We start from the raw sequence: 26,824 nt of genomic DNA on the forward strand, positions 1-26,824 counted from the left end.
ATGGCTATACTCTCTGCAAAACTATCGTCTAAGGAGCGTCGCCAAACCTATATATGAATGCAGAGGTATCCACAAAGCCGATTAGTTAGATGATAGCCCGTCTCCTCCTGTTATAATCAGGTTGAATTGCAGCGTTTTGAGAGGTGCGCAACAAAAGAGGAGTCACTGCATGACCATTTACAGCATTGGGCCAGAACGAGCCACTCTCCACGGAAGCTTTTCCCGCGAGTTTCCCCCCATACTTACTATTGAATCAGGTGATGCCGTCCATTTTCGTACCCTTGATGCTGGTTGGCATCTTAGTTCCTCTGTAGAGGGGCCACAGAATCGCTTTGAACCACGTGACAATGTGCACGATAGTGGTCATGCGCTCTGTGGCCCCGTCGCCATTCATGATGCCCAACCCGGGATGACGCTCGAAATACAGATAAACGAGGTACGGCCGGGAAACTGGGGGTGGACGAGCGCTGGAGGTCGGCAAAGCGCTGTGAACAGGTATCTGGGACTCGTTGAGAGTCATGAGTTGCTTCACTGGACACTCGATGCTGATGCCATGACTGGGACAGATCAGTACGGCCATACCATTGCACTACGCCCATTTATGGGTGTGATGGGCATGCCTCCCGATGAATCCGGCATCCATTCCACTATTCCCCCGCGCTTCTGTGGCGGCAATATTGATTGTAAGGAATTGCTCGCTGGGAGCACACTCTACCTACCAATCAGCGTTCCTGGAGCACTCTTCTCTGTTGGTGATGGACACGGCGTCCAGGGAGATGGTGAGGTGAGCGGCGTGGCTATCGAATGCCCTATGGAACGCGTTGATTTGACATTTCATGTGCATGGCGACATGCCTTTGAAGACTCCACGTGTGAGAACGGCCAATGCATGGCTAGCCCTGGGTTTTCATGAGAATCTGCATGAAGCATCTTTCATTGCACTCGAGGCCATGCTCGACCTGATGCGTGAGCAATACGACATACCCCGCTCACAAGCACTCGCACTGGCGAGTCTCGTCGTGGATTTGCGGATCACGCAAATTGCCAACGGAGTGCATGGCGTGCATGCGGTACTCCTTGATGGCTCGATAAAATAGTACCACCTGGATGGCGACAAGAGTGCCCTCGGCTTCGGGTATGTCTTTTCTAGACATGGGATTTTGCAACGTGGCAGAGAGTGAGAAGCCGATTCACACCATAGCCTTTCTTTCTACAATCTTGTCTCGCCTTCTTAAAAAAACATTTAATTCATACTGTTCATTATTTTGCTTGTAATATTATAAATCATAACATAGATCATCTCCGTTTATCCTTATAAGTAAAATAAAGACAGAAGCATGATATATGCTATCTTGCAATCAGGTTGCACCATTTGTTCTCAAAAAAAGAGTTCGAAAAGTACAACGTTTTTCAACAGTACATTTTCTGATGGTGAAAGGAACGAACCTATGAAATCTCATACACTCGCCCCCATCACACGTGCTTCCTCGCTTACAGAGCAATTAGGGATCCACGACCTCTCCGAACAGGATTTGGAACAGGTCGTAGGGGCTCAAGGCTACAGCCACGATCATGACTATGGGCGCGGTTATGATTATCACCATGATTGGTATTATGGTCATAAGCGTGGTTGGGATCATGATCATCATCATCGCTGGGATTCTAAACGCGGATGGTGTGATATCAGTGGCTGGCGCCGCTAGCCTCATCACCACTGTTATAAAGAAACAAAAGAAAGCGGGTATCCTTCTCGGATACCCGCTCTTCATACCTCAAGTTCGCTATCCAACTTCTTAGCGTGTACTCGCTTCCTCCACTCTATACTTCCTCACTGCAATCTGGAAGGCTTCCTCATCAATATTGCCACCAGATATCACAGCGGCTATTCTTTGACCCGGGTGGTTCTCCAGGTAACGTAGAGCAGCCGCGACAGCGGAAGCACCCGCCCCCTCCGCGCGTATATGGTTGTGCTTCCAGAGCAGATATAGCATGTGCTGTATCTCTTCCTCAGAAATAAGCTCAACGTCGAAACGCGGATAAGCCCTGGCTCTCTCCAATGGAAGGACACCAGCCTGCCGTACCAACATTCCTTCGGCCATACTCCGCGCCGGAGGCAGCAGCACACGCTCATTGCTCTCAAGGGCGATCTTCATCGAGGGAACGCATTCCAACTCAACACCAATGATATGCATATCTGACCCCTGGTAACATTCCAGGCATCCAGCCAGTAGGCCGCCCCCACCAACCGGCAGCAAAAGCGAGTCGAGACCCTCTTCAGCCTGCTCTCGAATCTCGCGGAAGAGACTCGAATGTCCGTGTACCACCGAGGGGTCATCGAGGCTGGAGATGTATGGAGCACCTGTTTCCCTGGAGAAGCGCAATGCTTCCTGCACACACTCATCATAGCCACCAGCCACCTTCTCAACGTTCGCCCCCAACTGCACTAGCTTCTCTGCTTTTACTGCCGAAATGTGTGCTGGCACAAAGACCTGGACTCGCAAGTTCAGAAGCTGGGCAGCTAATGAGACTCCCATGCCATGATTGCCTGTCGATGCAGTAACAACGGTTGTTTCAGGCGCTTCCTCAAGCAAACGATGATATGTGCCACGAAACTTGAAGGATTTACCAACCTGCTTTGTTTCATCTTTCAGCCATAGCTCACTTCGTGGAGCAAGGGGTCCCTGATAGCGCACCAGGGGAGTACGAATCACATGCTGATAATATTGTTGTGGAAACAAGATATATCCTCTTTAATCTAGCCAACTACTGATATAAGACTTATACAATAGGAATTAATGATTCATGACAAACGGCATTTCGTTAGCTTATTGTGATAATTCATTTACCCTGTGCTCTTTGCCGTATAAATTCGTCTCGCAATATGCTATAGACCCGGACGTTGTGATACGTTCCGAAGCGCAGAATGGCCTCACGCAGAGTACCCTCTAATTGGAAACCCGCTTTCTCGTCCGCGCGCCAGCCACCAATATTCTCCTCCATATCCTGCGTCTGGATACGATTAAGATTCAATTCCATAAATCCATACTGGATCATAAGTTTGGTTGCCTCGGTGCCATACCCTCTTCCCTGGACGGAAGGATCAATCTTGATATAAAACTCAGCGGTTTGATTGAGCGTATTGATGTCTTTCAGACCCACCACACCAATAAGCGTGTTGTCTTGCTTCAAGGCAACGCCTAAGAGAATATGTCGAAAGTCACGATACATTTGATCCAGTCGCTCTTTCGAGCGTGTATCGCTGGTCGGATACACGTTAAAATAGCTGCGCATTTCCTCGCCGTTGTGCCATAACGCCACATGGTGATAATCCTGGATTGGCTCTAATGGGCGCAGGTAAAGGCGAGGGCCAACACTAAAAGGATTCTGCATTGCTGATTCGTTATTACGCATATATATTTACCCTTTCCTACATAAGGATGTGATTAACGATAGGAGCGCAACTGCTGGCGTGTCTCATGCTGCCGCAAAGCCAACTCGATAAGCTGGTCAAGTAATTGGGAATAGGCAAGACCACTGGCGGCCCATAGTTTAGGATAGAGGCTCATTTCGGTAAAACCGGGCAACGTGTTCACCTCATTAATGTAGAACCGACCAGTAACTTTGTCCTGGAAGAAATCAACACGAGACAGCCCTTGGAGATCAAGAGCCTGGTAAGCTCGCAAAGCCATATCACGCAACATCTGCGCTGTTTCTGTAGGGATAGTTGCGGGAATAACAAACTGGATGGTGTGATTGACGTACTTATCTTCGTAGTCGCTAAACTCATCGCCGGGAAGGATTTCTCCGACAACTGAGGCGCTCGGCTCGTCATTGCCCAGGACAGCACACGAGAACTCGCGACAATTGATGCCCTGCTCAACTTCAATCTTGCGATCATAGGTAAACGCCTCGTTCATTGCCTTGATAAGCTGATCCCGGTCATTTGCTCGACTAACGCCAATACTCGATCCAAGATTGGCAGGCTTCACAAAGCAAGGGTATGCCAACTGATGCTCGATCATAGCTATCAGGTGTTCCGGCTCACGCTCCCACTCCAAACGCCTATAGGTAAGGGTCTTGACCACAGGCAACCCGGCAGCCTGGAAGAGTTCCTTCATGATCTCCTTATCCATACCAGCCGCCGAGCCAAGCACACCACAGCCAATATAGGGAATATTGGCCATCTCGAAGAACCCCTGAATAGTGCCATCCTCTCCATATGGGCCGTGGAGCACGGGAAAGAGTACGTCGAGTTCGCCATTAGCCGGAAGAGGCTGAGCTTTATTGATGCTGATAAAGCGTCTACTTTGTGAATCAATAACCAGAGTCACGACAGGAGAGGATGCAATCTCTGTCGCCAACATAGGATCATTGACGGCTCGAAGCAATTGTTGGGGCTCAACGCCCCAGAGCCACGCGCCATCTTTTGTTATAGCTATAGGAACAATGTCGTACTTTTCCGCGTCAAGATTCTGCACGACCGATGCCGCCGAAGCCAGAGAAACTTCATGTTCACAGGATCGGCCACCAAAAATGATGCCAATACGTTTCTTCTGTTTCATCGTTTTGCCTTTCTCCTTCTATTTAAAACATTGAAAGCATGGTTTCCATGCGCATTCCGCGCGATCCTTTGACAAGGACGAGATCTTCAGGGTGCACCCTCTCTTTGAGCAATTGCACAACGGCACGTTTGCCGTCTTCCACTTCAGAGGCATTGGCAGGATCGACGGAAAATACGTAGATATGCTCGGCAGGCATCCCCGCCTGCATTGCCCCTTCCGCGAAGTAGCGCGCGAAGTCCCCAAGCACTACCAGGTAGTCAACCTTACCTGCCAACGCCAGGCCAGACGCAATGTGTTCATCCATGGTATGCTCACCTTGCTCAAGCAATTCGCCTAACACTGCCCAGCGCTTTCCCAGAGGGACCTGCGGAGTCGCCTGCATTGCCTGAGTCATAGCAATGATAGATTGCCGTATAGAGTTATAGGTATCGTCGACTAACGTGCTCCCATTCGGGCCAGCGCTAACCTTGATCTCGCCGCGTCCCTGGACGGATGAAAGATTTTCTAGTGACTCGCGAATGTTCTCAAGCGGAACGTTAGCGGCATAGCCGACAGCCGCCGCCGCAAGAGCAGTGGTTATGCCATGCGTGCCGGGTAGGCGTAACTGTACTGGCACCTCCTCATCCTCGATGCACAGCGTAAAGCGGGACCCGAGGAGTCCCCGTTCTTCAACATGCCGACCGCGCACCATTGCCCCATCACTCTGCCCATAATAGATCACACGCGCCTGCGTCTTCTCCTTCATCGCTCGAACCACTGGATCATCATAATTGAGCAGCGCGATTCCTTCTGGAGAGAGCACCTGAACCAGTTCGCTCTTGGCGATTGCGACATTCTCCAGTGAGCCAAAGTGCTTGAGATGAGCAGCCCCTACAGTAGTAATCACTGACCAGTCTGGACACGCGATCGTCTCGCAGAGGCCCCGCAATTCGCCGACCCATTCAGCACCCATCTCCAGCACCGCGTACCTATGCTCAGCTTCCAGGCGTAGCAGCGTCAGTGGGTAGCCAAGCTCATTATTATAGGAGGCATAGGTTTTTAGCGTCGGTGCGACACTGCCGAGTACAGCGGCAATAGCTTCCTTGGTTGTCGTTTTGCCACTACTGCCTGTAATGCCAATCTTGATAGTCCCTGGTTGACGCTGTACTCGCGCGCGGGCAGTGGCTTGCAATGCCTTGACAACATCTGGTACCACCAGTTGGAGAAAACTGTCGGGAACGTCCTTAGAAGGCGTGGTGCAGAGTGCTCCAGTCACTCCAGCACGCGCAATTGCAGGAATGAAACGATGTCCATCTACACGCGCTCCAGTGATAGCTACAAAAAGATCATTTTGTTCACACTGTCTATTGTCATGTTGTGCGCTCTGAAACACCGGTTTCTTAGGGCCCGCCAGAGAACCATGAATGGACAGGTTCTCCTGGTTGCCGGACATAACATCCTGTAGTTCAAACATCTAAACATACTCCTGACACATAAGAAAAATCACTATCTGACTTCACTATCGTATTCTGTGCGAAGAGACCTAACAGCGCCGTTGCTGCCAGGAGACATAGCCCCACAATATCCCTAAGACGACCAGAGCAGTACCCACTAAGGCTAACAAGCTTTCTAAACCCTCAAATGGAGATACCACCATCAACCCGCTATCAGCGATAATAGTAACACCGAAGAAGCCATTCGCTATAACCATACCAACTGGTGTGAGAATTGTACGACTAATAGTGGGCACACCATAACCTGGACGTAAGAGATTCCCCCAGAACCAATAGCAGATGAACAGGAAACGATATAAATTCGTGCCAAAGAAAGCTGGCCCTGCCAGCGAAAAAGCACTGACAAACAGCATACCGGGTAGCATAATGACTGCAAAGCAAAGTACGCCATAGAAAACAGCCAGAATATCACGCACGAGCCAGCACAAATAGGCAACACCAATTCCATAACAAAGTAAAACAGGCAAAAGGGTTGCACCTAAATTCCCCAGATACTTTCCCAGGATGCGTACGCCTACCGGCACGGATAAGGCCTGGACCAATTCTTCCATCATTGCGTTGCGATCCCGTAGTAGGCGATCCGCCATAAGTATCCCTACCCCCAGTGGCAGGAAAAGATTGGCATTGCTAGCTAGGAGGGCACTGATGTGCAAGAGAGCGCTATCAAACGCAACGCGTTCATCAAATGAGCTTTTATATAGAAAGCTGCCCATAGAATTTGGAAGCCACATCCTGTTCAGGCCGAATTGGAACGCGATAAGCAGCACAGGTACAATCCAGACAGCAATACGCCGGATCTGCATACGAAATTCATAGCGCATTATGCCCACGAAACTCGAAAAACATCTCACTGTCCGTCAGAATCTCCTTACTCTAGAATAAATTGCATATGTCGTTTCCTTGCCTACGACCACCTCGACCACCTGACCACTCTCGGTTGGCGTGGAATAGCGACCAGAGCAACAACCAGGCAAAGCGCGGTAAGCAAGCATATTGACAAATTCGTTTGCCACCAGGAAGAAAGAACAAAATCAATACCCAGAAAAGTATTTAGAGGTGTTGTCTTCATCTGGATAGACTGGCTTGCTTCCAACAATAACGTCACACTGGCCGCACCCCAGGCTCCAATCAGCGACGAGAGCGCCAGGGCCATAGAGGCAAGCAAACACATGGGACCTAACCAGGTGTGCAAGATATCCAGAAAGTTTTCGTGATGGGTTAGAGCCAATAACACGGACATCCCCAGAGCCAACAAGACATTGTAACCAACTACTAACAGAAAGCGGCAGAACACTATCAGCCGCATAGAAGTAGGGGTCGAGCTTATTAATTCGAAGCCCGCGTCGTGCTTCATCCCATAGAGAAAGGGCACATCACAGGCTGCAGCTGCCGTCGTGAACACAGCGAGGACGGAGACAGCCATCTGAAGCTGAGTTTCAGAGTGTACTTTAAAGAAAAGGAAGATGCCTACACTAAATACCACCAGGAGCGGAGCAATCCAGACACCACTATGGATCAGGCGTATCTGCATCAACAAAAGTTGCCAGACCTTTAAGAACGCGCCACGCCATGATCGACGAGTTGGATGTGACATCAACTGAGCAACCGTATCCAGCGCCTGTGCAGCGGCTGTTCGGACCATGCTATCCTGGTCGTGGGCAACGACAGACAATGCTTCAAGTGGAAGAGCAATGCCCTGCTCACTTAACATACCAAATGTCAAAGCAGCAGCCTCGCGCACAACCCAAGAACGATCCTGTAAAGCGAGAGATAATTTGTCTGCGGGAACGTCTTCTCCCAGAGAACCAAGAGCATGCACTGCCGCTGCACGTACCGCTTCATCTTCATCATGAAGAGCGGCGCATAATGGTTCAACACAAGCTGGATCCTGAAAGTTCCCTAGCATCCGCACAACTGCTTCGCGAACACGCCAATCGTCGTCGTGTGTACGTATTTCAACCAGCCGCTCTAGCGAAACACTGCTTCTCGCCATGCTTAACACACGAAGCGTTGCCACACGTATGGATGGGTGAGGATCCTCTAACATAACAAGTAAGCATTCATGATACTTCTGAACAGCCGATGGAGGTATATCACTCAGGGCCTGGAGACGGACATGCCAATCAGAACTCTTTAGTGCCTGATCAATGTTCACGCGAGGATGCTCAAACAGCGAAGCGCTTTGGCCTAATCCCAATTGTCGCAGAACATCACTTGCCAGCGTAGTAGGAACCACATGCTTTTCAGCCCCTTGTCCAGACACTAATGGTTTAGGATCATTCATCTCGACCGCACCTCACATTCCTGAGTGGTTAACGCACGACGCAACAATTGCGTGCCACGATATATACCAGATTTCACGGTCCCCAATGGGATAGCAAGCAGATCTGCAATCTCCTGGTGATTCAGCTCTTCGAAATAATAGAGATTGACGAGTGTACGAAATTGAAGTGGGAGACGGGCTATATACTCTTCAAGAGTACGTATCCATTCCCGCTGTTCGCTCATTATATCTGGCTGGTCATACCAGGCACTTTGCCAGGTTTGATCGAAGTCCTCAAGCAGGTCAAGGGAAATTTCCTGTACCCTTGTCTGACGCAGATACCCATAAAACGTATTCAACGCCACTTTGTAAAGCCAGGCTTGAATCTTCAACGTACGCCTCCGTTCGGCCGGATAATTGCGCAACGTTGAGTATGCGCGTAAAAAAGCTTCTTGGAGAATGTCTTCCGCGAGTTGGGCATGGCCTGTCTGGCGCAAGATAAATACATATAATCCCTGCTGATAGCTCGCGACTAGCTGCGCGAAGTGCGCATCAAGATCCAGCGCGAGTAACTCAGGTAACCCGATTTCCGGATTCTTCATGCGCCTGCTTCATTCCCTTTCGTCAATCTTTTGCTCTGTCTATATAGTAGAGTGCAGAAAGTTATGTTTTGGTTCCCGTTTCAGGAGGCACCAGAGCCTTTTTGATAAAGGTGAGCCGCAATGTGCCCTTGTAGCTCTATTCAGCAGGCATTGAGATATGCCCAGGCAGCACCGCGCTATCACCGTATATGCTCTAACTTCGGGGTATCATTTATCAAGAGGGGATATAGTAGGAGCTAGAGTTTGACGGGCATTACGCATAAACCAGACATAGCTGTCTTCCAGGTTGGGATCGATGGCTACAACGTTGGAATAAGATGGGTATTCACCTACAACACGATACTGTGTGTTCAGACCTATATTGAGCGTTGAGACAACCGTAAAGTTGCCCGCTGGCTTTTGACCAGCGATTGTGATCAGCCAAACCTTGCCACGTGCCTCCTTCAACATATCCGAAACCGTTCCCTGAAAGAGCATATGGCCATTTGCCATTAACGCAAGCTGTTGACAGGTTTGAGCAATGTCTTCGACGATATGCGTGGAGAGAAGCACAGTTCGTTTACCCGCCAGGTCCGAAAGCAAGTTACGGAAGAGGATACGCTCTTCAGGATCAAGACCCGCTGTAGGCTCATCGACGATGAGAAGTTGAGGATCGTTGAGGAGAGCTTGTGCAATGCCGACGCGACGTTTCATGCCACCGGAAAACGTTTTGAGCTTGCGATGAGCGAGATGGCTAAGCGCGACTGTCTCTAGCAACTCATCAACACGTCGCCGTCTCTGTTTACCATCATTGAGGCCTTTGAGAATACCCATATAGTCCAGAAACTCATACGCTGAAAGATCAGTATACACCCCTAATTCTTGAGGCAGATAGCCCAGGATACGCTTGATCTGGGTCCGACCTTGCTCTGTAGCTCCATCATAGCTGCCGACACGAATTGAGCCTTCAGAAGGGGAAAGAACTCCCGCCAGAATGCGCATGAGGGTGGTTTTGCCCGCGCCGTTGGGGCCAAGCAGACCAAACATGCCACCGGGGATGGTCAGGTTCAGGTCCTCAAGAGCATGGATACCTCCCCCATAGACTTTGGTAAGATGCCGAACTTCTATTCGCATGCTGAGTATTCTCCTATCAGAGTAAACGATTGTCACTTATGGCGTTACTAGCGAGCATACGGCCATTGTACCAAACCACGTAAGATGAGTAAAACCAGGATGGCATCAATGAACATTCTCAGGAAACAATCAATCAAGAAGCAGGAGCAAGCAGAAATGTGAATGTGAACGTATCTCATTTGACTTATGGCAATATTCCCATCTAAGACTTAGAGTAATCACTCAGGCCTCTCTTTTTACGAATGCCTCAGCGTCGCAATGGTAATAAGGCTTGGGTAGATGGAGTTCCTTTTTTGCTCGTTAATGCTTGACTTTCCCTGTTTTTTTCTGTACACTACTTAGTGTAAGCCGTACACTAAGTAGTACTCTGTACAATTTCGTTTGAAAGGGATTCATACAGCCTGCGGCGGGAGGGGGAAAGGGACGCAGAGAGGCTGACGCCCCTCTGCACTCCCCACCTTTCCTTTTCAAGAGAGCTGTAACAGAACAGTAGGTATGCAGGTTCATGCTTGCTCGCATGGAAAGGGAAATCAGCATGGCATTCTTCTCATACTTTAAATCAGAGCCAACAGAGTATATTCTTGCATATGCGAATGGACATGTGGTGAGACGGGGCACGGGCCTCTCTTTCTGGTATTGGGCACCCCATACGTCGATCTCTCTGGTGCCAATCTCGACAGTGGATGCTCCTTTCATCTTTAACGAGACGACAAACAATTTCCAGGCCGTAACTGTCCAGGGTCAGGTGACGTTTCGTATTGTTGCGCCTGAGACGATGGCACAGCTCCTCAATTTTACGGTTCAACCACGCACGCGTCGCTACCAGAGTGAGGACCCGGTCAAGTTGCAGCAGCGCATTGTCAACATTGTGCAGATGCATACGCGGAATCAGCTCCAACAGCTCTCGCTTGAGGATGCTCTGCGCAGCTCAGAGTCACTGGCCCGGAATGTCCTGACACGTCTACGTGAGGGAAATGAACTGGCAGCCCTGGGTATTGAATGCATGAGCCTCTTCTATACAGCACTGAAAGCGACGCCGGAGATGACGAAGGCACTGGAGGCAGAACAGCGTGAGGCACTACAGCGTCGCGCGGACCAGGCCATCTATTCGCGCCGAGCAGAGGCAGTCGAGCAGGAACGTAAGATCAAGCAGAATGAGCTGGCAACCTCTGTGGTTTTGGAAGAGCGTCGTAAGGTGCTCGTCAGCCTGCAAGGAGAGAATGCCCGCCAGGAGGCCGAGTACGAGGCTGCGGCTATGCGTATTCGCCTCGCCCCTTATAGTGAGCTTGAGGTTAAACAACTGCTTGCTCTATCCTTCCACGATTTTGCGGATAACGCCCATAAGATCGGCAATTTGACAATCACCTCTGAGATTCTCGAACAATTATTGCATGGGCAGTAAGCCTTGAACACATACGACACCAGGAACAGACATACGCATGTAACGCATCTGTTCCTGGCTACTGCTACATCATGGGAGGATTTATGGCTGCTATTGAACGCATTGTTGTTGTAACCAGAAAAACGGCTCTGGAGGAGTTGGTGCAGCGCATGAATAGTTGGGCACAGGCGCGTTTCTATCTAGAACAGAATCAGGTCGCATTTAGCGAGTATGAGCAGGCCGATGCACAGTACCGCCGTGCCGTTGACTTTGTGCGCCAACATCTCCCTTCTACAGTAAAGCAACATTTCATTGACCGGGACTTCCTGCCGACCTACCAGTTTCGTGAGCGCGATCTGGTCGTGACAATCGGACCAGACGGGCTGGTCATCAATACCGCCAAGTATCTCACGACACAGCCCATCCTGGCTCTCAACCCTGATCCTCAACGCATCGATGGAGTCCTGATTCCTTTTCACTACAAACAGGTGCTGAGCGTTGTCGAGCAGGCCGCGCGGGGACGTAGCGAGATACGACATGTCTCGATGGTGAAGGCGACGTTGAACGATGGTCAGAGATTGTATGCCATCAATGACCTGTTTATCGGTCAACGCAGCCACACCTCAGCCCGCTATCTGCTCCAACTTGGGGAACAGCACGAAGCACAGATATCGAGTGGCATTATTGTCTCTACCGGGGCGGGCAGTACTGGTTGGTTACGCTCGATTGTACAGGGGGCATGGGCAATTGCGTCCCCCCAGGGGCATGAACAGGTATTGCCAGTGGCACCATGGGATGCTGATACGCTCTGGTACACAGTTCGTGAACCATTTGTCTCGAAGGTTTCCCAGGTAAATATCGTCTTTGGACAACTCAAACCAGGCCAGGAGCTTGTGATTACCTCGCAGATGCCCGATAATGGCGTTATTTTTAGCGATGGTATTGAGAGTGACTATCTTGCCTTCCATTCAGGTCTGATCGCGCGTGTGGGACTGGCAGAACGAAAGGCACACTTTGTCGCGGCCCAATGAGCTATGCATATAATGATCTCTTCTACTTTTTGGTTCCCCAAAAAGCATATCTCTTGCCCGTCGGAGATGCCAGGCAAAAAAGTGGTAGAGCACATATCCATCGAGCTCTATTTCTGCTATATTACTGGATAACAGTTGAAATCTCGCATGAAGGATTAAACGAAAGCGTATATGGAAAAACAGGATGTTTTACCGATCACAGAAGTAGCCGCTCTAGGCCGCTATAAGGTCGTACGGCGCATTGGACGCGGCGGAATGGGTGAGGTTTGGCTCTGTGATGATCCTCGCTTAGGTCGCCAGGTAGCGATTAAAACATTGCCCGTTCATGGGCAGCAGGATCAGGACTTTGTAAGACGCTTTGAATATGAGGCCAGATCAGCTGCCGCCCTGACACATCCCCATATTTTAGAAGTCCATGATTATGGTAAAGAAGTGTTGTCAGATGGCTCACTTCTTCCTTTTATCGTCATGCCGTATATTCAGGGCAGATCCCTCGGTAAGTACCTGGCAATCCGGCCATACCTGCTGCCCCCTCAGGGCATCTTTCTCTTTTTGAGACAGGCAGCCGAAGCCGTTGATTACGCGCATAAACAGGGCATCATCCACCGCGATATTAAGCCCGATAATATGCTCCTGCGCGATGAACAGTGGCTTCTCCTGGCCGATTTCGGTATTGCCCGCATACTCACTTCAAGTGTGCAGATGACGAAGGGGAATGTAGGCTTCGGCACCCCTGAATATATGGCACCTGAGCAGGCACAAGGCAAGGCAACAATCACGAGCGACAATTATAGCCTGGCTGTGATCGCCTTTCAATTCTTCACCAGACACCTCCCTTTTCAGGGAGAGACCGCTCTCGCTACGATCATGCAGCATCTCACGCTTCCTCCTCCCTCTCCGCGCCAGTATAACAACGATCTTCCTGCCACGTTTGAGCAAGTACTCTTACAGGGCCTGGCCAAAGACCCGCAGAAACGCCCTGCGCTCGCAAGTGAGTTCGTTCAACAATTGGAGCAGGCATTCTTTGATTCCTCCTTTATATTTCGGCACCTGGGCACGCTAGAAGAACATCCGGAACTCGCATTTCGCGAGACGCCACCAGGAGAGGCTGCAACACAGGAGGCAGGCAAACGTACACTCTCGCGTCGTCAACTCCTCTTTGCGGGTGCCTCTGGCGCCGCGCTCATCGCAGGTGGAGCACTAGGAGCCTGGGGCTACATACATATACAGCCAACACGTCCCCAGGACCTACCACAACCACCCGCCCTCTCGGCTCGTCCACGCTCTACAGACCCTAATAAGCCCTCATTAGTTCTGACCGGGCATACAAGACATATCAATAGCCTCTCCTGGTCGCTCGAGAGTACATCGCTCTTTTCCGCTGGCGTGGATGGCTATGTGCTACGTTGGGATATTGAGGATCTCTTGCGTCAACCTGATCGAGCCCCGGGCGCTGCGCTCTACGCGGCTCAATCTCTACCTTATTACGGCGGACAACTCTATCCCGTCTGGTCGCCCGATGGCAAAACATTGGCGATTGCCAATACCGTCTGGAACGAGCAAAAAGTCCAGGTCCAGCTTTGTGACGCCAAATTTCACGAGAGGGCCACGATTACCCTTGCAGATGGCACAAATCCTCTCGCAGGGCTCACCTGGCTCTCCAATACCCAACTCGCGCTCGTACACATTGAGGGGTACACACAGCAGAATCCTACTGACCCTGGAAACTATACGGTCTATGTTGTGGATACACGTAATCCCAGCCAGCCAACTAAACTATTTAGGCGCGCAAATGATCTCATTGTCTACGACAATGTATTGATCACGCCTTCAGCAACGAATACAACGCTCTACGCATTTCTCCACGGAAGGAACATCGAAGTTGGGGCGTTCTCGCTTTCTGATCACCCCGACTGGCAAGTAAAGGAACATTTCACCTTCCTGCCAGCATCCCACACCGGGTATGAAGGAGACACTATTCATGATGCCCGCTGGGTCGCTGATGGCAAACATATCGTCGTGCTTTCCGAGATTGACCCTAAACTGTTTGTTTATAACTGGCAGGAGCCATCTCCAGCTTTACATGCCTTCACAGTCCCTACGACCAATGAAGGGAAGCCACGAAATATTACCTGTATAGCATGCAATCCAGCCTCGACATCACCCGCTCTGGCTACTGGCACAGATACCGGTGACTTGTATCTCTGGAATATGAATGAAAGCCAGGCCACACCTGTTCGCACGCTCGATACACTTGGCCGCACAACGCCTATACCTACGCTCTCCTGGTCTCCTAATGGTAAATGGCTGGCCGCTGCATTCGATGACCGCGATCTCTCGCTTCTCATCTGGCAGCTAGAAGGATGATAAATAATGCTCGCGCATCAAACACATCAATGGCAGGGCCGCTCACTCGGACGTTATCTCCTGCTCAGTCTGCTTGGGCGTGGGGGAATGGGTGAGGTCTGGCAGGCTGAAGATACACAACTCCATCGCCATGTAGCCATCAAACTCTTGCTTCCGGTTCTCGATAGTGAGAAGGAATACCTGGATGCCTTCCACAACGAGGCTCGTCTAGCCGCCTCACTCAATTATCCCCACATTCTCTCTGTCCATGATTTTGGGGAACTACACCAGGGTGATGATGTTATTACCTACCTGGTCATGCCATTTCTCAATGGGGGCACTTTGCGCAATCGTATGGAGAACCTGGCGGAACTTCTTCCTACCAGGGTGAGTTTGCACTATCTGCGCCAGGCTGCCGAGGCCATTGACTATGCGCACAGTCGACAGGTGCTACATCGTGATGTGACACCCTCCAATATGCTACTCCAGGATGATCAGCTCTATCTCTCCGATTTTGGCATTGCACGCTTACTCTCGACCTCGACCTATCACAGTCGCACCAGTGTGGCGGTCGGCACCCCGGAATATATGGCCCCCGAACGCATCCAAGAGAAGGCTGTTACTGCCAGCGATCTCTACAGCCTCGCAGTCATTGCCTATCAACTGTTCACTGGCAGGCTACCATTTGAGGGCGAAGATGCTCTCGCTGTGCTGCTCAAACATATTCAGGAACCACCTCCCTCTCCTCGTCAGTTTCAGCCGCAACTTCCCGAGGAGGCTGCGCAACTGCTACTTACCGCGCTTTCCAAACATCCTGAGGAGCGCCCTTCGAACTGCGTAGCCTTTGTTGAGGCCCTGGAGCAGAGTTTACAAACACGCCAACCGTCTCATGTCACGAAAGCAGATGATCCCGATGCAACACTTATCGCGCCCTGGAATAAGCGCGCACACAATGCTACACGAGAAAGCGGTCCCTATCAAACCCTTCCCGTTGGGATTGCCTCTACGTTGAACCTCGCCATACCTAACACACAACTACATACGACTTCAACAGGGCAAGCTCTTGAAACGACACAAACACAAGTACCCAGCCAGGCACGCAAACGCGCTCACGTGAACAGACGGGCCTTTATGCTGGGTGTTACCTCGGCAGCCGTCTTCCTGGCTGGCTCAGGCCTGGCGTTAGGGAGCTCACTCTATCGCTCCTACGGGCAGGTGCCTGGTCCCCAACAGTTACACCCCGGCCGTCCTCTCCTGAAACTTAATGGACTAACCGATATTATCTGGAATGTCCGCTGGCATCCGCGCGGCCGCTACCTGGCAACCGCTGGCTACGATAACCTGGTCCAGGTTTGGGACCTTGACGCCTCACTCTCTTCCCAGGGGCATACGCCAAGCAACCTCTCCCACGCTTCGGCAAGTTGGAAAATTGGAGCCACTGTCAACCGGAATAGCCTGACCTGGTCGCCAGATGGACACGCTCTGGCGCTCTTTGCCCCTCTGGAAGGATGGGCAGGCTCAGATGCAGTCCTGGCAACGGTCGATGTCTTTCAGCCTCGCGCCTCCCTTCAGCTCTACACTGATCCCAGCACCAGCGCAGATAGATTGTATCGCGGCTTGAGTTGGTCACCTTCTAATCAGGTGCTGGCAACAGGAACCAGGCAAGGGAATATTGCGCTCTGGCATCCAGGGACAACCCATGGTGTCTTCAAACGCTTTACCAATCCTGAGCAATCCACGCAGGACACAGTGTCGGACCTCTTTGATGCCCCTCCAGCCCTCTGCTGGTCACATGATGAGCAGCAAATTCTGGAATACTTTCAGCCAAACAGCATTACGAGCTGGAATGTCCAGACTGGTCAGCGAGCCACGCTACTGACCCTTCCCCGGCGCCCCTCTACCCTTCCTGAAAAACCAGGGCAAAAGGGTATCGTGTATTTCTTGACATTCCTTAATTCGCCCACTAGCCCGACACAGTTCCTTGCCAGCGATGTTGATATTGCCATCATCTTTGACACCGCTCAGAAAAAGGTGCTTTCTACCCTGGGGTGTGCTGACCCGGACGCGCACCGCAGTGTCATGATACCGTCCTATTCAACTTTCGATAGGTTTTGTCCGCAATTGGGGCAGCTCACATGGTCACCCAACGGTCGTTATATCGCGAGCACCTATTTGAGCAGTAATCAAATCTTCGTCTGGGACTTACACAATACGCAGCCTCACCTCTCCTCGGACGGTCATCACCTTCCTGAACTGGCCTTCGGCAAAAACAATGGGCACAGCCAGGGAGAAGTTATTGTCGACCTGGCCTGGTCCCCTGATGGGCGTTATATAGCATCTTCAGCAACTGATGGCATAGTCCTGATCTGGCAGGTAGATGGAGCATAGATAATGATACATACCTCTACAACACTTCAACGCCTCAACGTGAACTCGTTGGGGCGCTACCAGATACTGCGCCGCATCGGACGCGGCAATACAGGCGATGTCTGGCTCTGCCGAGACCCACGTCTTGAGCGCCATGTAGCAGTGAAAACACTACCTATTCACCCGCAACAGGATCGCGCCTTCGCACAGCGCTTCGAGCGAGTAGCAAGAGCGGTCGCGGCCCTTGCGCATCCCCACATACTTCAAATCCATGACTATGGGAAACACCTCCTCCCTTCAGGAGAAACGCTCCCCTATATAGTGCTCCCGTTTATTGAAGACGGCTCGCTGCAAGATTACCTCACATCTAACCAACCACTTCCAGCGGATAAGGCATTTACGCTCCTCAAGCAAGCCGCTGAGGCCATCGATCATGCCCACCGGCAGCATATCATCCACCGCGCTATTAAGCCTGCGAATATGCTGATACGCGACGGGCGCTGGCTTTTGCTTGCGGATTTCGGCATTGCACGCCTCTTAACGTCTCCTGAACAAGATGCCAGGGGCGAAAGTGACCTGGGAACACCAGAATATATGGCCCCCGAACAGGCTCAGGGCCGGGCCACGACGACGAGCGACATCTATAGCCTCGCGATTATTGCCTATCAACTCTTTACAGGTCATCTTCCCTTTGAGGGCGAGACAGCGCTCGCGACAATAATGCAGCATGCATTAGAGAAGCCGCCCTCGCCCCGTCAATTCAACCCTGCTCTCTCGGCGGCCTTCGAGCGGATCCTGCTTCAAGGCCTGGCAAAAGAGCCCCAACAACGCCCCGCCCTGGCAGGGGAGCTGGTGGAACAGTTAGAGCAATCCTATGGGCATACGGCGCACCAGTATGTCGCTTTGCGTACGCAGCGTGATCTACCGACGCTCGCGTTTGAGGACGAATCCATTCATGACATAACACACCAGAAGGTTACACGACCTGACCGTCGTCAATTCCTGCTCGGTAGCGCGGTCACGGTTGCCTTTGTGACTGGTGGAGCACTGGGAGCCTGGGGCTGGCTACGTCATACCTCTACCTCTTCTCCCATACTCCCACCCCAGCCTCCCCTCTCCGCTCGTCCTGCTCCCTCAGAGTCACGCGATCTGGCGCTTGTGCTGACCGGGCATAATGCTGCGCCTACTCAAATGGCCTGGTCCCCTGATAGTAAAACACTTATTACCGCCGGTGACGATACGCTGGTACTGCGCTGGGATATTGCCAGTCTCCTACAGAAACCAGATCGTTCTGATACGTCCCCATTATATAGTGGGAAACACCTGCAATATGAGTTTGATGGATCTCTCTTGGCGTGGTCACGAGATGGGCAACGAGTGGCCGTGGCGAACTATCTCAACAATAACGAGGCGCAGTTGGGTATCTTCTCACCACAACTGGCGCCTCTCACGTCTCCCATAATGTTAGAACGCTACCTCAGCCTCTGCTGGCTCCCCAACAACTCCCTGGTGATACTTAGATTCATTCCAGAAGATGTCTCAAAGAAAACGCCGAGCCGTACTGAGATGTGTACGCTGGACGCGCAGCTACAAAATCTGCATGTCATTGACCCGAATGCGGGCAAAAATTTAGCCTTCAGATCCGACATGTTGTCTCTCTCCCCCGATGGGACACAGGTGGCATTCCAACGTGATGACAACATTGTTATTGGTTCCTTCCAGATATCATCTGCCACTACAAGCTGGCAGCCACGCAGCACTCTACCCTTACCTTCTTTATCAAATTATGACGCTGTCTGGGCCGCGGATAGTAAAATACTTGTAATGCTCACGAACTCTGATGTTGGCGGCATCAACTACTTCTCTTCTCAGGAGAGGGCACTACAACCCCACTCCCTTCAAATTCCCTCTAGCTTGAGAAAGCCAACCGACGACGCGAATATACCGCTGGATTCTTCCATTAGTGCGCCGCGTATTAATTGTATCGCCTGCAATCCCACATCAAGCGCTCCCGCTGTAGCCGCAGGCACCACTGGCGGGGAAATTTTCTTCTGGAATCTTCAAGATAAAACCCTTCCCATACATGGCCCACTTACCAGTATAACCACTGGCGCGCGAAACGTTGAGGCACTCTCCTGGTCGCCTGATGGCAAATGGTTGGCAGCAAGCTATGGAGATGACAATGCCTCTATTTTGATCTGGAAAGTGCGAGGATAGCCCTATGTTAGCGCAACACACCCAATGGCAAGATCAGATGCTGGGACGCTACCGCTTACAAAGGTTGTTGGGGCGCGGCGGGATGGGTGAAGTCTGGCTGGCAGAAGATACCGATCTCCAACGCCAGGTAGCGGTGAAACTGCTTTCGCCAGTTTTTCGCTCACAACAGACATACTTTCAAGCCTTCAATCGTGAAGCACGCCTGGTTGCCTCGCTCGAACATCCGCATATCCTTTCCGTCCATGATTTCGGCGAGTTCAAGCTTGCCGACGATGTGATAACGTATCTCATCATGCCCCTTATTTCTGGCGGATCACTTGAGAGTCTCTTGCGCAAGCAGAGGCAACCGTTACCACGCTCCATTGCGCTACGCTACTTGCGCCAGGCTGCTGAAGCCATTGATTTCGCGCATAGCAGACGGATATTGCATCGTGATATCAAGCCCGCCAATATGTTGCTGCAAGATCACTGGCTCTTCATCTCTGACTTCGGTATCGCGACGCTACTCACTACCCAGGCATTTCGCAGCCAGACAAAAGCTGGTTCGGGCACGCCTCTCTATATGGCTCCTGAACAGAGCCTCGGCAAAGCACTCCCCGCCAGCGACCGCTATAGCCTGGCAGTCGTAGCCTACGAGCTCCTCACAGGTCATGTCCCTTTCGAGGGCGATAGTCCTTTCGCCGTCGCGCTCAAACACATTCAGGACGTGCCGCCCTCACCGCGCCAGTTCAATCCTGGACTTTCTCAAGACATTGAGCAAATCCTCTTACATGGCCTGGCAAAAGATCCCGATCAGCGCCCAACCTCGTGTGTGGCCTTTGTTGATGAATTAGAGCGCTTGCATCATCCGCCACATCTCGTTCCACGCGTTGAAAACGATCCAGCTTCGACCTTGATCAAACCCATGGACGAGCTACACTCTGCACGTCGCTCTTCTCCTCCTCAGGAGACATCACAGGCGGGTGAAGTTTCCCCCCGTGATCGGTTACGCTCCCAGAACCCAAACAGCATTGGAGATAAGGCGGCACAAGAACAGTTAGCCACAACCACTGGCGCGCATCGGCCTCTCTCACGCCGCTCGCTTCTGCTTGGCGGGGCCGCCGCTACCATATTCCTCGCTGGCGGAGGCTACGCCCTCGCTAACGCCTATCAGCCAGAAGCCACACCGCGCCGTGGGCCACAACGCCTGATTCCAGGTATTCCTCGCCTTAAGTTTACCGGCCATGCCGATAGTGTGAATAATGTGTGCTGGAACCCACAGGGCCGTTTTCTCGCATCTGGCGGTCTCGATACTCGGATCATGGTCTGGGACCCAACCCCTCTCTTACAAACACCGGCAAAAACAACACGATCAGTTACGCAGCCTGCTGCTCAATGGAAACTATTCGCGGAAAACTATCGCCATGACCTGGGCTGGTCTCCTGATGGCCGCTTTCTGGTAACCGTTCCTCGGGAGAGTAGTGCATCTGTGACGTATGCTTTTGCCAGAACGGTTGCGACTATTGATGTCTTCGCACCCCAGGCTCGTATCGCACTCAATAGTGATCGTAGCGGAAACTATGATACGATCAACGAGGTTTCCTCGCCCGCCTGGTCACCTGATGGTAAATCTATCGCTACCGCAACCGACCAGAACCAGATCGCTTTCTGGAACACTCCCGGCCCAAATAAAGGCCAGGGAATTATCAAGCTCTTTAATAATAATGCTACGAGTACCAAAGATTACTATGAAATCTCTGTTATTCGCTGGTCTCTCGACGGATCTCTCCTCCTTGGTTTGGACAACAAGTTTCACCTGCTCGCCTGGGATCCCCAAACGGGGAAACAACAGGTATTCCCTCTTCCAGACCGCTCTGATGCGCTCAAGATATGGGCACAGACTCGCCAGACACTCAATTTGCGCAGCCTGGTAACCTCGCCGGCTCGGCCCAATCAGATCCTCGCCGATGCCTTCGATGTCGCAGCCATCTTTGACCTTCAACAACACAAAATTGTTACGATTTTGACCATCGCCGACCCCATACTCAAAGGGTTACTCCAGGTTAGCAAACTCGCCTGGTCCTCCAATAGCCGCTATGTGGCTGGCTGCTACCTTGGTAGTAACCAGATCTACATCTGGGATCTCGCGAACTCGCGCTCTCACAAGACCAGCAACGGTTTTAAGTTGCCCGACCTATCCTTTGGCAAAAACAATGGACACAGTAGTGATATCTTCGACCTTTCCTGGTCACCTGATGGTCGTTTCCTGGCCTCTGCCTCCGCTGATCACTCAGTGATCATCTGGCAAGTCGATGCGGAATAGGTTTAGCGGAAGATCTGCCCACCACACACATTGAAACGGCCATTGAGCAACAATCAACGGGAACACCTCATCAATACAAGGTTCGTTGGGAGAAAGCATAAAGAGCAATGAGAGAAGCGTTTTCCCCTAACGTCATCAATGAGGCGATAAACGCTTCTCCAGCCTTTGTTTCTTCTATTCCACCTTTACCACACGTATGGCACCAACCGATAGTGTACCTTCTGTGTGTACGCGCTATACCCGTCTAACTCTTGCTTGAGCATCTTTTCTTCGTCGAGGATGCGGAAGGCGAGCCCAATCATGCCAGGGATGAGGATGACAAGCCCCCACCAGGAGTCGAGCGCAAGGGGGATACCTACCATCATGATCAGCGTTCCCACATACATTGGGTGCCGCACGAGCCCATAGAGACCGGTAGAGATGACTTTCTGGCCCGCCTCTACCGTGATGTTGGCGGCTGCATAACTATTCTGTATGACCACAAGCATGGCGATACCAAGTCCAATCGCGACCAGAGCATCCCCAATCACTGAGACAGCCGTTGGCACTGGCGACCAGCCAAAACGATGGTCGAAGGCGCTGAATATCATCACCGCTGGCAGCGACAGGAGTGCAACAGAGATGATAATTTTCTGCACTGTTCTGGTTTCTGCCGTTGGCCCGGCATGCATACGCCGCTCAAGGGCTGCCGGGTTCTTCAGACTCAAGTAGATGCTAGGGACACTCGTCGAGAGGGTAAAGACGGCAATAAAAACCCATGCTTGCCAGTAATTGAACGTCCACGCTGGCAAAAACAACACCAACCCAAACACTACAAGTCCAATAAGTCCAGTACCTACTGCTTGAAGGCCAGTTTTCATGATCGCTTCTCTCTTTTCTCGTCGCGCGTTCTCTTGGCTCTTTCGCTTGCCAATTGGACGTGGAGGACGTGTTGTAACCCCGTTAGGGAGCGTGCCCTGGATCTTCCTGCTGATTGTTCTCTCGTATCGCTTCAACCCAGAGTTGCACCCCTTCGGCATTGGTTCGGTAGAAGGTGTGCGGCGGCACGCCTAATACTCGCTCGATAGCATCCATGTAGACAGCATGGGTAGTAACGATCGCTTCGATGAGGCGTTGATCATTGTCGCGTGTCTGGTCTAAGGCGAACAGTAATTCAGCATGCCTGTCTCCCATCCCTTGTAGCAAGGTCACAATGACTTCCCCTGCGTTGTCAGGATAAGCGACGACAAAGCTACCTTCCTGAATGCCTTGCCGGACGATCTCGTTGAGCAGTTGCGCTCGCTGTCTGGCAATCGCCTCAGTCACTCTGAGTCGCACAACGGCATTGCTATCGGAGTACCAGACACGCCCAATCCTGACCACTTCCGCCTTGTGCTCCATTCTCAAGCGGTCCAGCGTATCAAAGAAGCCCTGGAATTTTTTGCGGGCGCTCAGCTTAGGATCATCAATGAGCTGTCGAAGCGGCTTCCCCGACTCTTCCTTGACCTGCTTGATGAAGGCTTCTAACAAGGCTTCGCGCGAGGCGAAATAATGATGGAAGGCCCCTCTTGAGATTCGCACTTCCTCCAAGATATCCTGGATTGACATGCACTCATACCCCTTGCTCAACATCAGTCGCTGGGCCGTATTGAGGATCTGCGCACGTTTGGCTGCGTATTGTTCTGGTCTAACGATTCGTGCCATTGCCTCTCCTCAATTAATAAAAAGACACTCTGACTATTAATTATAGTCAACAAATTTCTCTTGTCAAGGATCCAATCATCTCCATCTTCGTATTTCGGACTCTACAAAAAAGCGGAGCAACAATAAGAATGGAGTTAAAAAAACGACTGGGAAAGCATATGATAGCTTATGCTTTCCCAGTCGTGCCTCTTCCATGTGCGTCTTACACGTGCTTATCTCTGACCACGATCCATCTCGCCAATCGCCTTGCTGACATCCGTCGGCTTATTGAATGTCTCATTAGGTAAGCGGTTCAGCGTTTGTTGGACTTGCTCATCAGCTCCATGTTGCTTGGCATAGTTGATCACTTCTTGTTTGTCGGCCGGATAGTCCATTCCCTTGAGGCACTTCTCGACCTGAACGGGATTCGCTGGTTGCTGTGACATATCAATGTTCTCCTATTTTCCTGTTTTTTTCCAATACATACTCGTATGTACGGCGTGGAACACACTTCTGTGTTGTGTCCACGCAATTATCTTGAAACAGAGGAGGTTCTGATTGCTTGCCGATTTTCGTTTCCTTCGCCGGTGCGGAAGAAAGGAGAATCGGGGGAAAGCTTTCTGCTCGCTCTGTCGTCCTTCATTAGTATGAAGAGGATGAAAAAATAGCATATGTTGGGGTATCAACCTAACAGAATGAAAAAAAATCATGTGCCCATAAAAATGTCCCTATACCAGCGAGTTGAGCACATTGCTCATCGTTTGCAGTATCTCCAATCAACACAGCCTGTGCCAGATTGATCGTATGCGTTCGCGCCAGATCGAAAACCATTCCAGGTTGTGGCTTACGGCAAGGGCAGCCAGCGAGCGGATGGTGCATACAGATGCGATAGTCAGTAATCACCTGTCCAACCGCAGCATTGATCTGGTCAATAAAGCCTCGTGCTGTCGCTTCAGAGAGGTGCCCCAAAGCCACAGCTGCTTGATTGGTAATAACAAACACAGGTGTTCCGCATAGAGGCAAAAGATGATCTCTCACACCTGGCAATAGCGTGACCTTCCCCGTCTTAGAGCAGGCGATCTCATCCTGCTCAAGGGCAAGTAATGTGCCGCCCAGGTCGAAGAAGTAGGCGCTGTAGTGTGTCTCCATGGTCATTGCTCCTGCTTTCGGGAAAGCGCTGCTGCGTGCCGCACGCTCTCCAATAAGATCCTGAGATCATCCGGAGTTGTAGCATCGTGAAGGATGCAAGCACGTAACGCAAACTGGCCATGGAGGACAGTACTGGTGAGAAAGGCTTCTCCTGCCAATTGAAGCAGGGGAACCAGAGCACGGTTCATCTGCTCAATACCCTCCTCATCTCCTTTCAATTCCAAGGGAAGGTAACGGAAACAGACAATAGACAGCGTCACTGGAGCGAGAAGCTCAAAATCAGGAGCGGCATCAATCAATGATGCCAGATGCTGCGCAAGGGCATTGTGATGCTGGATACGCTGTACCAGACCCTGACGTCCCGTGGTTTGTAAGACCATCCATACCTTCAGTGCGCGAAAACCGCGGGTTTGCTGGAAACCATACTCGGAGAACCAGGGGAGATTCGCAAAACCTTTGCCTTCTTCAAGCTGCAGATAGGGAGGGACAAGGCTAAAGGTTTCACGAAGCAAGTGTTTATCTGAAACCAGGGCACAGCCACATTCGACGGGGACAGAGAGCCATTTGTGTGGATCGATGGCGACCGACTGTGCACGCTCAATTCCATCAAACAGGGGCGCAACCTGCGGGTCCACTTTTCCGACCGCACCGTAGGCTCCATCCACATGCAACCAGAGTGACTCTTCTGCACACATATCTGCCAGGAGAGACAAAGGATCGATTGCCCCGGTATTGACTGTTCCTGCACTTGCCGCCACACAAAAAGGCTGCCGTCCCGCAGCTCGGTCCGCTTGAATGGCTGCCCGGAGTGCGGCCACATCCATCCGAAAGGTTGAATCGGTTGGAATCAAGTGCAAGGCGTTGCTACCGAGGCCAAGCATCTCAGCTGCTTTGCGAATGCATCCGTGCCCTTCTTCCGAGAGATAGAGGACCAAATCTGGATTCTGTGCTTGCAGCCCTCGTTCTCGCACGTTCCATCCCGCTTCTTTCGCCGCCCAGAAGCGCGCTGCTGCCAGGCAGGTCAACGTTGCCATCGAGGCCCCGCTCACGAAAAGCCCCATACTTTTCTCTTGAGGAAAGTCGATCAATTCCATCAACCAGCGGATGACGCTATATTCCAGATAAGTGGCGGCATGATCTCCCCCTGCGCAACTGGGATTGAGGGCCGCCGCCAAGAATTCGGCGATAATGCCAGGCAGGGCAGGAGGCGAATTGACCCAGCCGAAAAAGCGAGGATGCCCATTGCCCATGGGATAGGTAAAAAGACGATCGCGAATAATGGCCAACAGTTCTTCTGGCGGTATTCCCTCTTCAGATAAGTCCAGGGTGAGCAACTCCCGCCGCTCATCAGGAGTCATTGGGGCAAACACGGGGCGTTCGCGAACTGTTTCGAGGTAATCGGCGGCCATATCGACTGCCAGATGGCCGAGTCGGCGAAATGTGACCAGATCATCGACAAGAGGGGATGCGAAGGAATCAGACATACATTGAACTCGCTATCTATGATGAACATGTGGAACGGGAGAGGGTGGAATCTCCATCACAAGGTAATAGGTGCAGGGCTTTTCCCCTGGATTGGCAAAAGCGTGCTGGCAGTCGCCAGCATAATAGATACTATCTCCCGCCTGGAGCAGATGGACAGTGTCGTTCAAGGTCAGTTGCAAGGTTCCTTCTTCGACAGCGATATATTCGCGTGAACCAGTGCCGTGAGGAAGAAAGACTCCCGCATCGACTCCAGGCAAGATGGTGGTACGCATAAACTCAAACTCGATTCCAGGCAAAACGGGAGAGAGAATGCGCCGCTCCCAACCTGACGGGTCTTGTACAACCTCTTGCTCTCTATGACGCAGAACAATCACCTTTGCGTGTTGTTCTTCTTCAAGAAGCCGAGCGAGACTGGTTCCCAAGGCTGTTGCAATAGAATCAAGCACGAGGATGGATGGCACTTTTTTGCCGCGCTCAATATCGGAGAGCATACTACTGCTGACTCCAGATTGTGAAGAAAGGACCTCAAGAGAGAGATGCCGACTGAGTCGTTCCGCACGAATACGCGCTCCTAAGTCAGTCAGATCAAGTCCACTCGCCAAACGTGGCATTGGTACGTCCATAACAAAATCACCTCCATAGAGAAATTATATCCTCTATAGAGGATTTCAACAAGAGCGAAGGCATGCTCACTATTCCCTTTTTCTCAAATAACTCATGGATGTGGCTCTGTATGCCCTCTATGTCATGGGGCGGAGTGATAGCCGCTGACGCCTGTCACCGAATATGAGTTTCGGAGTGCATGAAAAATGCTCCTAGAACCATGTCTACAGAGTGTAGAATAGCTTTACA

General features: G+C 51.4%; 22 protein-coding genes. 8 read left to right on the plus strand and 14 right to left on the minus strand.

The features are described 5' to 3' along the window. Positions 1-169 precede the first annotated feature (169 nt). Complete coding sequence (locus tag JMJ04_RS01260; protein ID WP_201368756.1) at positions 170-1,096, plus strand: acetamidase/formamidase family protein; 927 nt, start codon at positions 170-172, stop codon at positions 1,094-1,096. A 351-nt stretch (positions 1,097-1,447) separates the two neighbouring features. Beyond that, positions 1,448-1,702, plus strand: coding sequence for a hypothetical protein (locus tag JMJ04_RS01265; RefSeq protein ID WP_201368757.1), 255 nt, complete (start codon positions 1,448-1,450; stop codon positions 1,700-1,702). 90 nt (positions 1,703-1,792) lie between these two features. Here JMJ04_RS01265 and JMJ04_RS01270 read toward each other — a convergent pair whose 3' ends face one another. The 8 genes from JMJ04_RS01270 to JMJ04_RS01305 all read right to left on the minus strand — a co-directional run bounded on the left by JMJ04_RS01270 (position 1,793) and on the right by JMJ04_RS01305 (position 10,032). Beyond that, positions 1,793-2,737, minus strand: a complete 945-nt coding sequence (locus JMJ04_RS01270) for a threonine ammonia-lyase (RefSeq protein ID WP_201368758.1) — start codon at positions 2,735-2,737, stop codon at positions 1,793-1,795. Between the two features lie 100 nt (positions 2,738-2,837). After that, complete coding sequence (locus JMJ04_RS01275) at positions 2,838-3,410, minus strand: GNAT family N-acetyltransferase (RefSeq protein WP_201368759.1); 573 nt, start codon at positions 3,408-3,410, stop codon at positions 2,838-2,840. A gap of 32 nt (positions 3,411-3,442) precedes the next feature. Beyond that, positions 3,443-4,561 (minus strand): D-alanine--D-alanine ligase family protein, encoded by a 1,119-nt coding sequence (locus JMJ04_RS01280; protein ID WP_201368760.1) that lies wholly within the window; start codon positions 4,559-4,561, stop codon positions 3,443-3,445. A 22-nt stretch (positions 4,562-4,583) separates the two neighbouring features. After that, the gene (locus tag JMJ04_RS01285) at positions 4,584-6,014 is read right to left on the minus strand and encodes a UDP-N-acetylmuramoyl-tripeptide--D-alanyl-D-alanine ligase (protein WP_201368761.1); all 1,431 of its coding nucleotides are present in this window, start codon (positions 6,012-6,014) and stop codon (positions 4,584-4,586) included. A 69-nt stretch (positions 6,015-6,083) separates the two neighbouring features. Then, positions 6,084-6,857 (minus strand): hypothetical protein, encoded by a 774-nt coding sequence (locus tag JMJ04_RS01290; RefSeq protein ID WP_201368762.1) that lies wholly within the window; start codon positions 6,855-6,857, stop codon positions 6,084-6,086. A gap of 101 nt (positions 6,858-6,958) precedes the next feature. Further along, on the minus strand, positions 6,959-8,338 hold the full coding sequence (locus JMJ04_RS01295) for a HEAT repeat domain-containing protein (protein WP_201368763.1): 1,380 nt from the start codon (positions 8,336-8,338) through the stop codon (positions 6,959-6,961). Continuing rightward, the gene (locus JMJ04_RS01300; RefSeq protein WP_201368764.1) at positions 8,335-8,919 is read right to left on the minus strand and encodes an RNA polymerase sigma factor; all 585 of its coding nucleotides are present in this window, start codon (positions 8,917-8,919) and stop codon (positions 8,335-8,337) included. The genes JMJ04_RS01295 and JMJ04_RS01300 overlap by 4 nt, the downstream gene beginning before the upstream one ends. Before the next feature lie 207 nt (positions 8,920-9,126). Continuing rightward, positions 9,127-10,032: an ABC transporter ATP-binding protein gene (locus tag JMJ04_RS01305; protein ID WP_201368765.1), complete on the minus strand. Its 906-nt coding sequence runs from the start codon at positions 10,030-10,032 to the stop codon at positions 9,127-9,129. Between the two features lie 535 nt (positions 10,033-10,567). Between JMJ04_RS01305 and JMJ04_RS01310 the strand changes: the two genes are divergently transcribed. From JMJ04_RS01310 to JMJ04_RS01335, 6 genes are all read left to right on the plus strand, one after another. Next, entirely contained in the window at positions 10,568-11,434 is an 867-nt protein-coding gene (locus JMJ04_RS01310) for an SPFH domain-containing protein (RefSeq protein ID WP_201368766.1), read from the plus strand. Between the two features lie 83 nt (positions 11,435-11,517). Then, on the plus strand, positions 11,518-12,444 hold the full coding sequence (locus JMJ04_RS01315) for a diacylglycerol kinase catalytic domain-containing protein (protein ID WP_201368767.1): 927 nt from the start codon (positions 11,518-11,520) through the stop codon (positions 12,442-12,444). A 171-nt stretch (positions 12,445-12,615) separates the two neighbouring features. Beyond that, the gene (locus JMJ04_RS01320; RefSeq protein WP_201368768.1) at positions 12,616-14,811 is read left to right on the plus strand and encodes a WD40 repeat domain-containing serine/threonine protein kinase; all 2,196 of its coding nucleotides are present in this window, start codon (positions 12,616-12,618) and stop codon (positions 14,809-14,811) included. 6 nt (positions 14,812-14,817) lie between these two features. Then, positions 14,818-17,178, plus strand: coding sequence for a WD40 repeat domain-containing serine/threonine protein kinase (locus tag JMJ04_RS01325; protein WP_201368769.1), 2,361 nt, complete (start codon positions 14,818-14,820; stop codon positions 17,176-17,178). 3 nt (positions 17,179-17,181) lie between these two features. Further along, complete coding sequence (locus JMJ04_RS01330) at positions 17,182-19,374, plus strand: WD40 repeat domain-containing serine/threonine protein kinase (protein WP_201368770.1); 2,193 nt, start codon at positions 17,182-17,184, stop codon at positions 19,372-19,374. A 4-nt stretch (positions 19,375-19,378) separates the two neighbouring features. Continuing rightward, on the plus strand, positions 19,379-21,676 hold the full coding sequence (locus JMJ04_RS01335) for a WD40 repeat domain-containing serine/threonine protein kinase (RefSeq protein WP_201368771.1): 2,298 nt from the start codon (positions 19,379-19,381) through the stop codon (positions 21,674-21,676). 185 nt (positions 21,677-21,861) lie between these two features. Here JMJ04_RS01335 and JMJ04_RS01340 read toward each other — a convergent pair whose 3' ends face one another. The 6 genes from JMJ04_RS01340 to JMJ04_RS01365 all read right to left on the minus strand — a co-directional run bounded on the left by JMJ04_RS01340 (position 21,862) and on the right by JMJ04_RS01365 (position 26,595). Beyond that, positions 21,862-22,536 carry a methyltransferase family protein gene (locus JMJ04_RS01340; protein WP_201368772.1) on the minus strand — a complete coding sequence of 225 codons (675 nt, stop codon included), beginning with the start codon at positions 22,534-22,536 and terminating at the stop codon, positions 21,862-21,864. Between the two features lie 82 nt (positions 22,537-22,618). Then, positions 22,619-23,359 (minus strand): TetR/AcrR family transcriptional regulator, encoded by a 741-nt coding sequence (locus JMJ04_RS01345; protein ID WP_201368773.1) that lies wholly within the window; start codon positions 23,357-23,359, stop codon positions 22,619-22,621. A gap of 212 nt (positions 23,360-23,571) precedes the next feature. After that, positions 23,572-23,784, minus strand: a complete 213-nt coding sequence (locus tag JMJ04_RS01350) for a DUF2795 domain-containing protein (protein ID WP_201368774.1) — start codon at positions 23,782-23,784, stop codon at positions 23,572-23,574. Between the two features lie 241 nt (positions 23,785-24,025). Next, positions 24,026-24,487 (minus strand): HAD-IIIA family hydrolase, encoded by a 462-nt coding sequence (locus JMJ04_RS01355; RefSeq protein ID WP_201368775.1) that lies wholly within the window; start codon positions 24,485-24,487, stop codon positions 24,026-24,028. Between the two features lie 2 nt (positions 24,488-24,489). Continuing rightward, complete coding sequence (locus JMJ04_RS01360; protein WP_201368776.1) at positions 24,490-25,971, minus strand: pyridoxal phosphate-dependent decarboxylase family protein; 1,482 nt, start codon at positions 25,969-25,971, stop codon at positions 24,490-24,492. Positions 25,972-25,983: 12 nt separating this feature from the next. Beyond that, positions 25,984-26,595 (minus strand): helix-turn-helix domain-containing protein, encoded by a 612-nt coding sequence (locus JMJ04_RS01365; RefSeq protein WP_201368777.1) that lies wholly within the window; start codon positions 26,593-26,595, stop codon positions 25,984-25,986. Between the last annotated feature and the right edge of the window lie 229 nt (positions 26,596-26,824).

The sequence above is a fragment of the Ktedonobacter robiniae genome, from assembly GCF_016587375.1.
Taxonomy (GTDB): Bacteria; Chloroflexota; Ktedonobacteria; order Ktedonobacterales; family Ktedonobacteraceae; genus Ktedonobacter; species Ktedonobacter robiniae.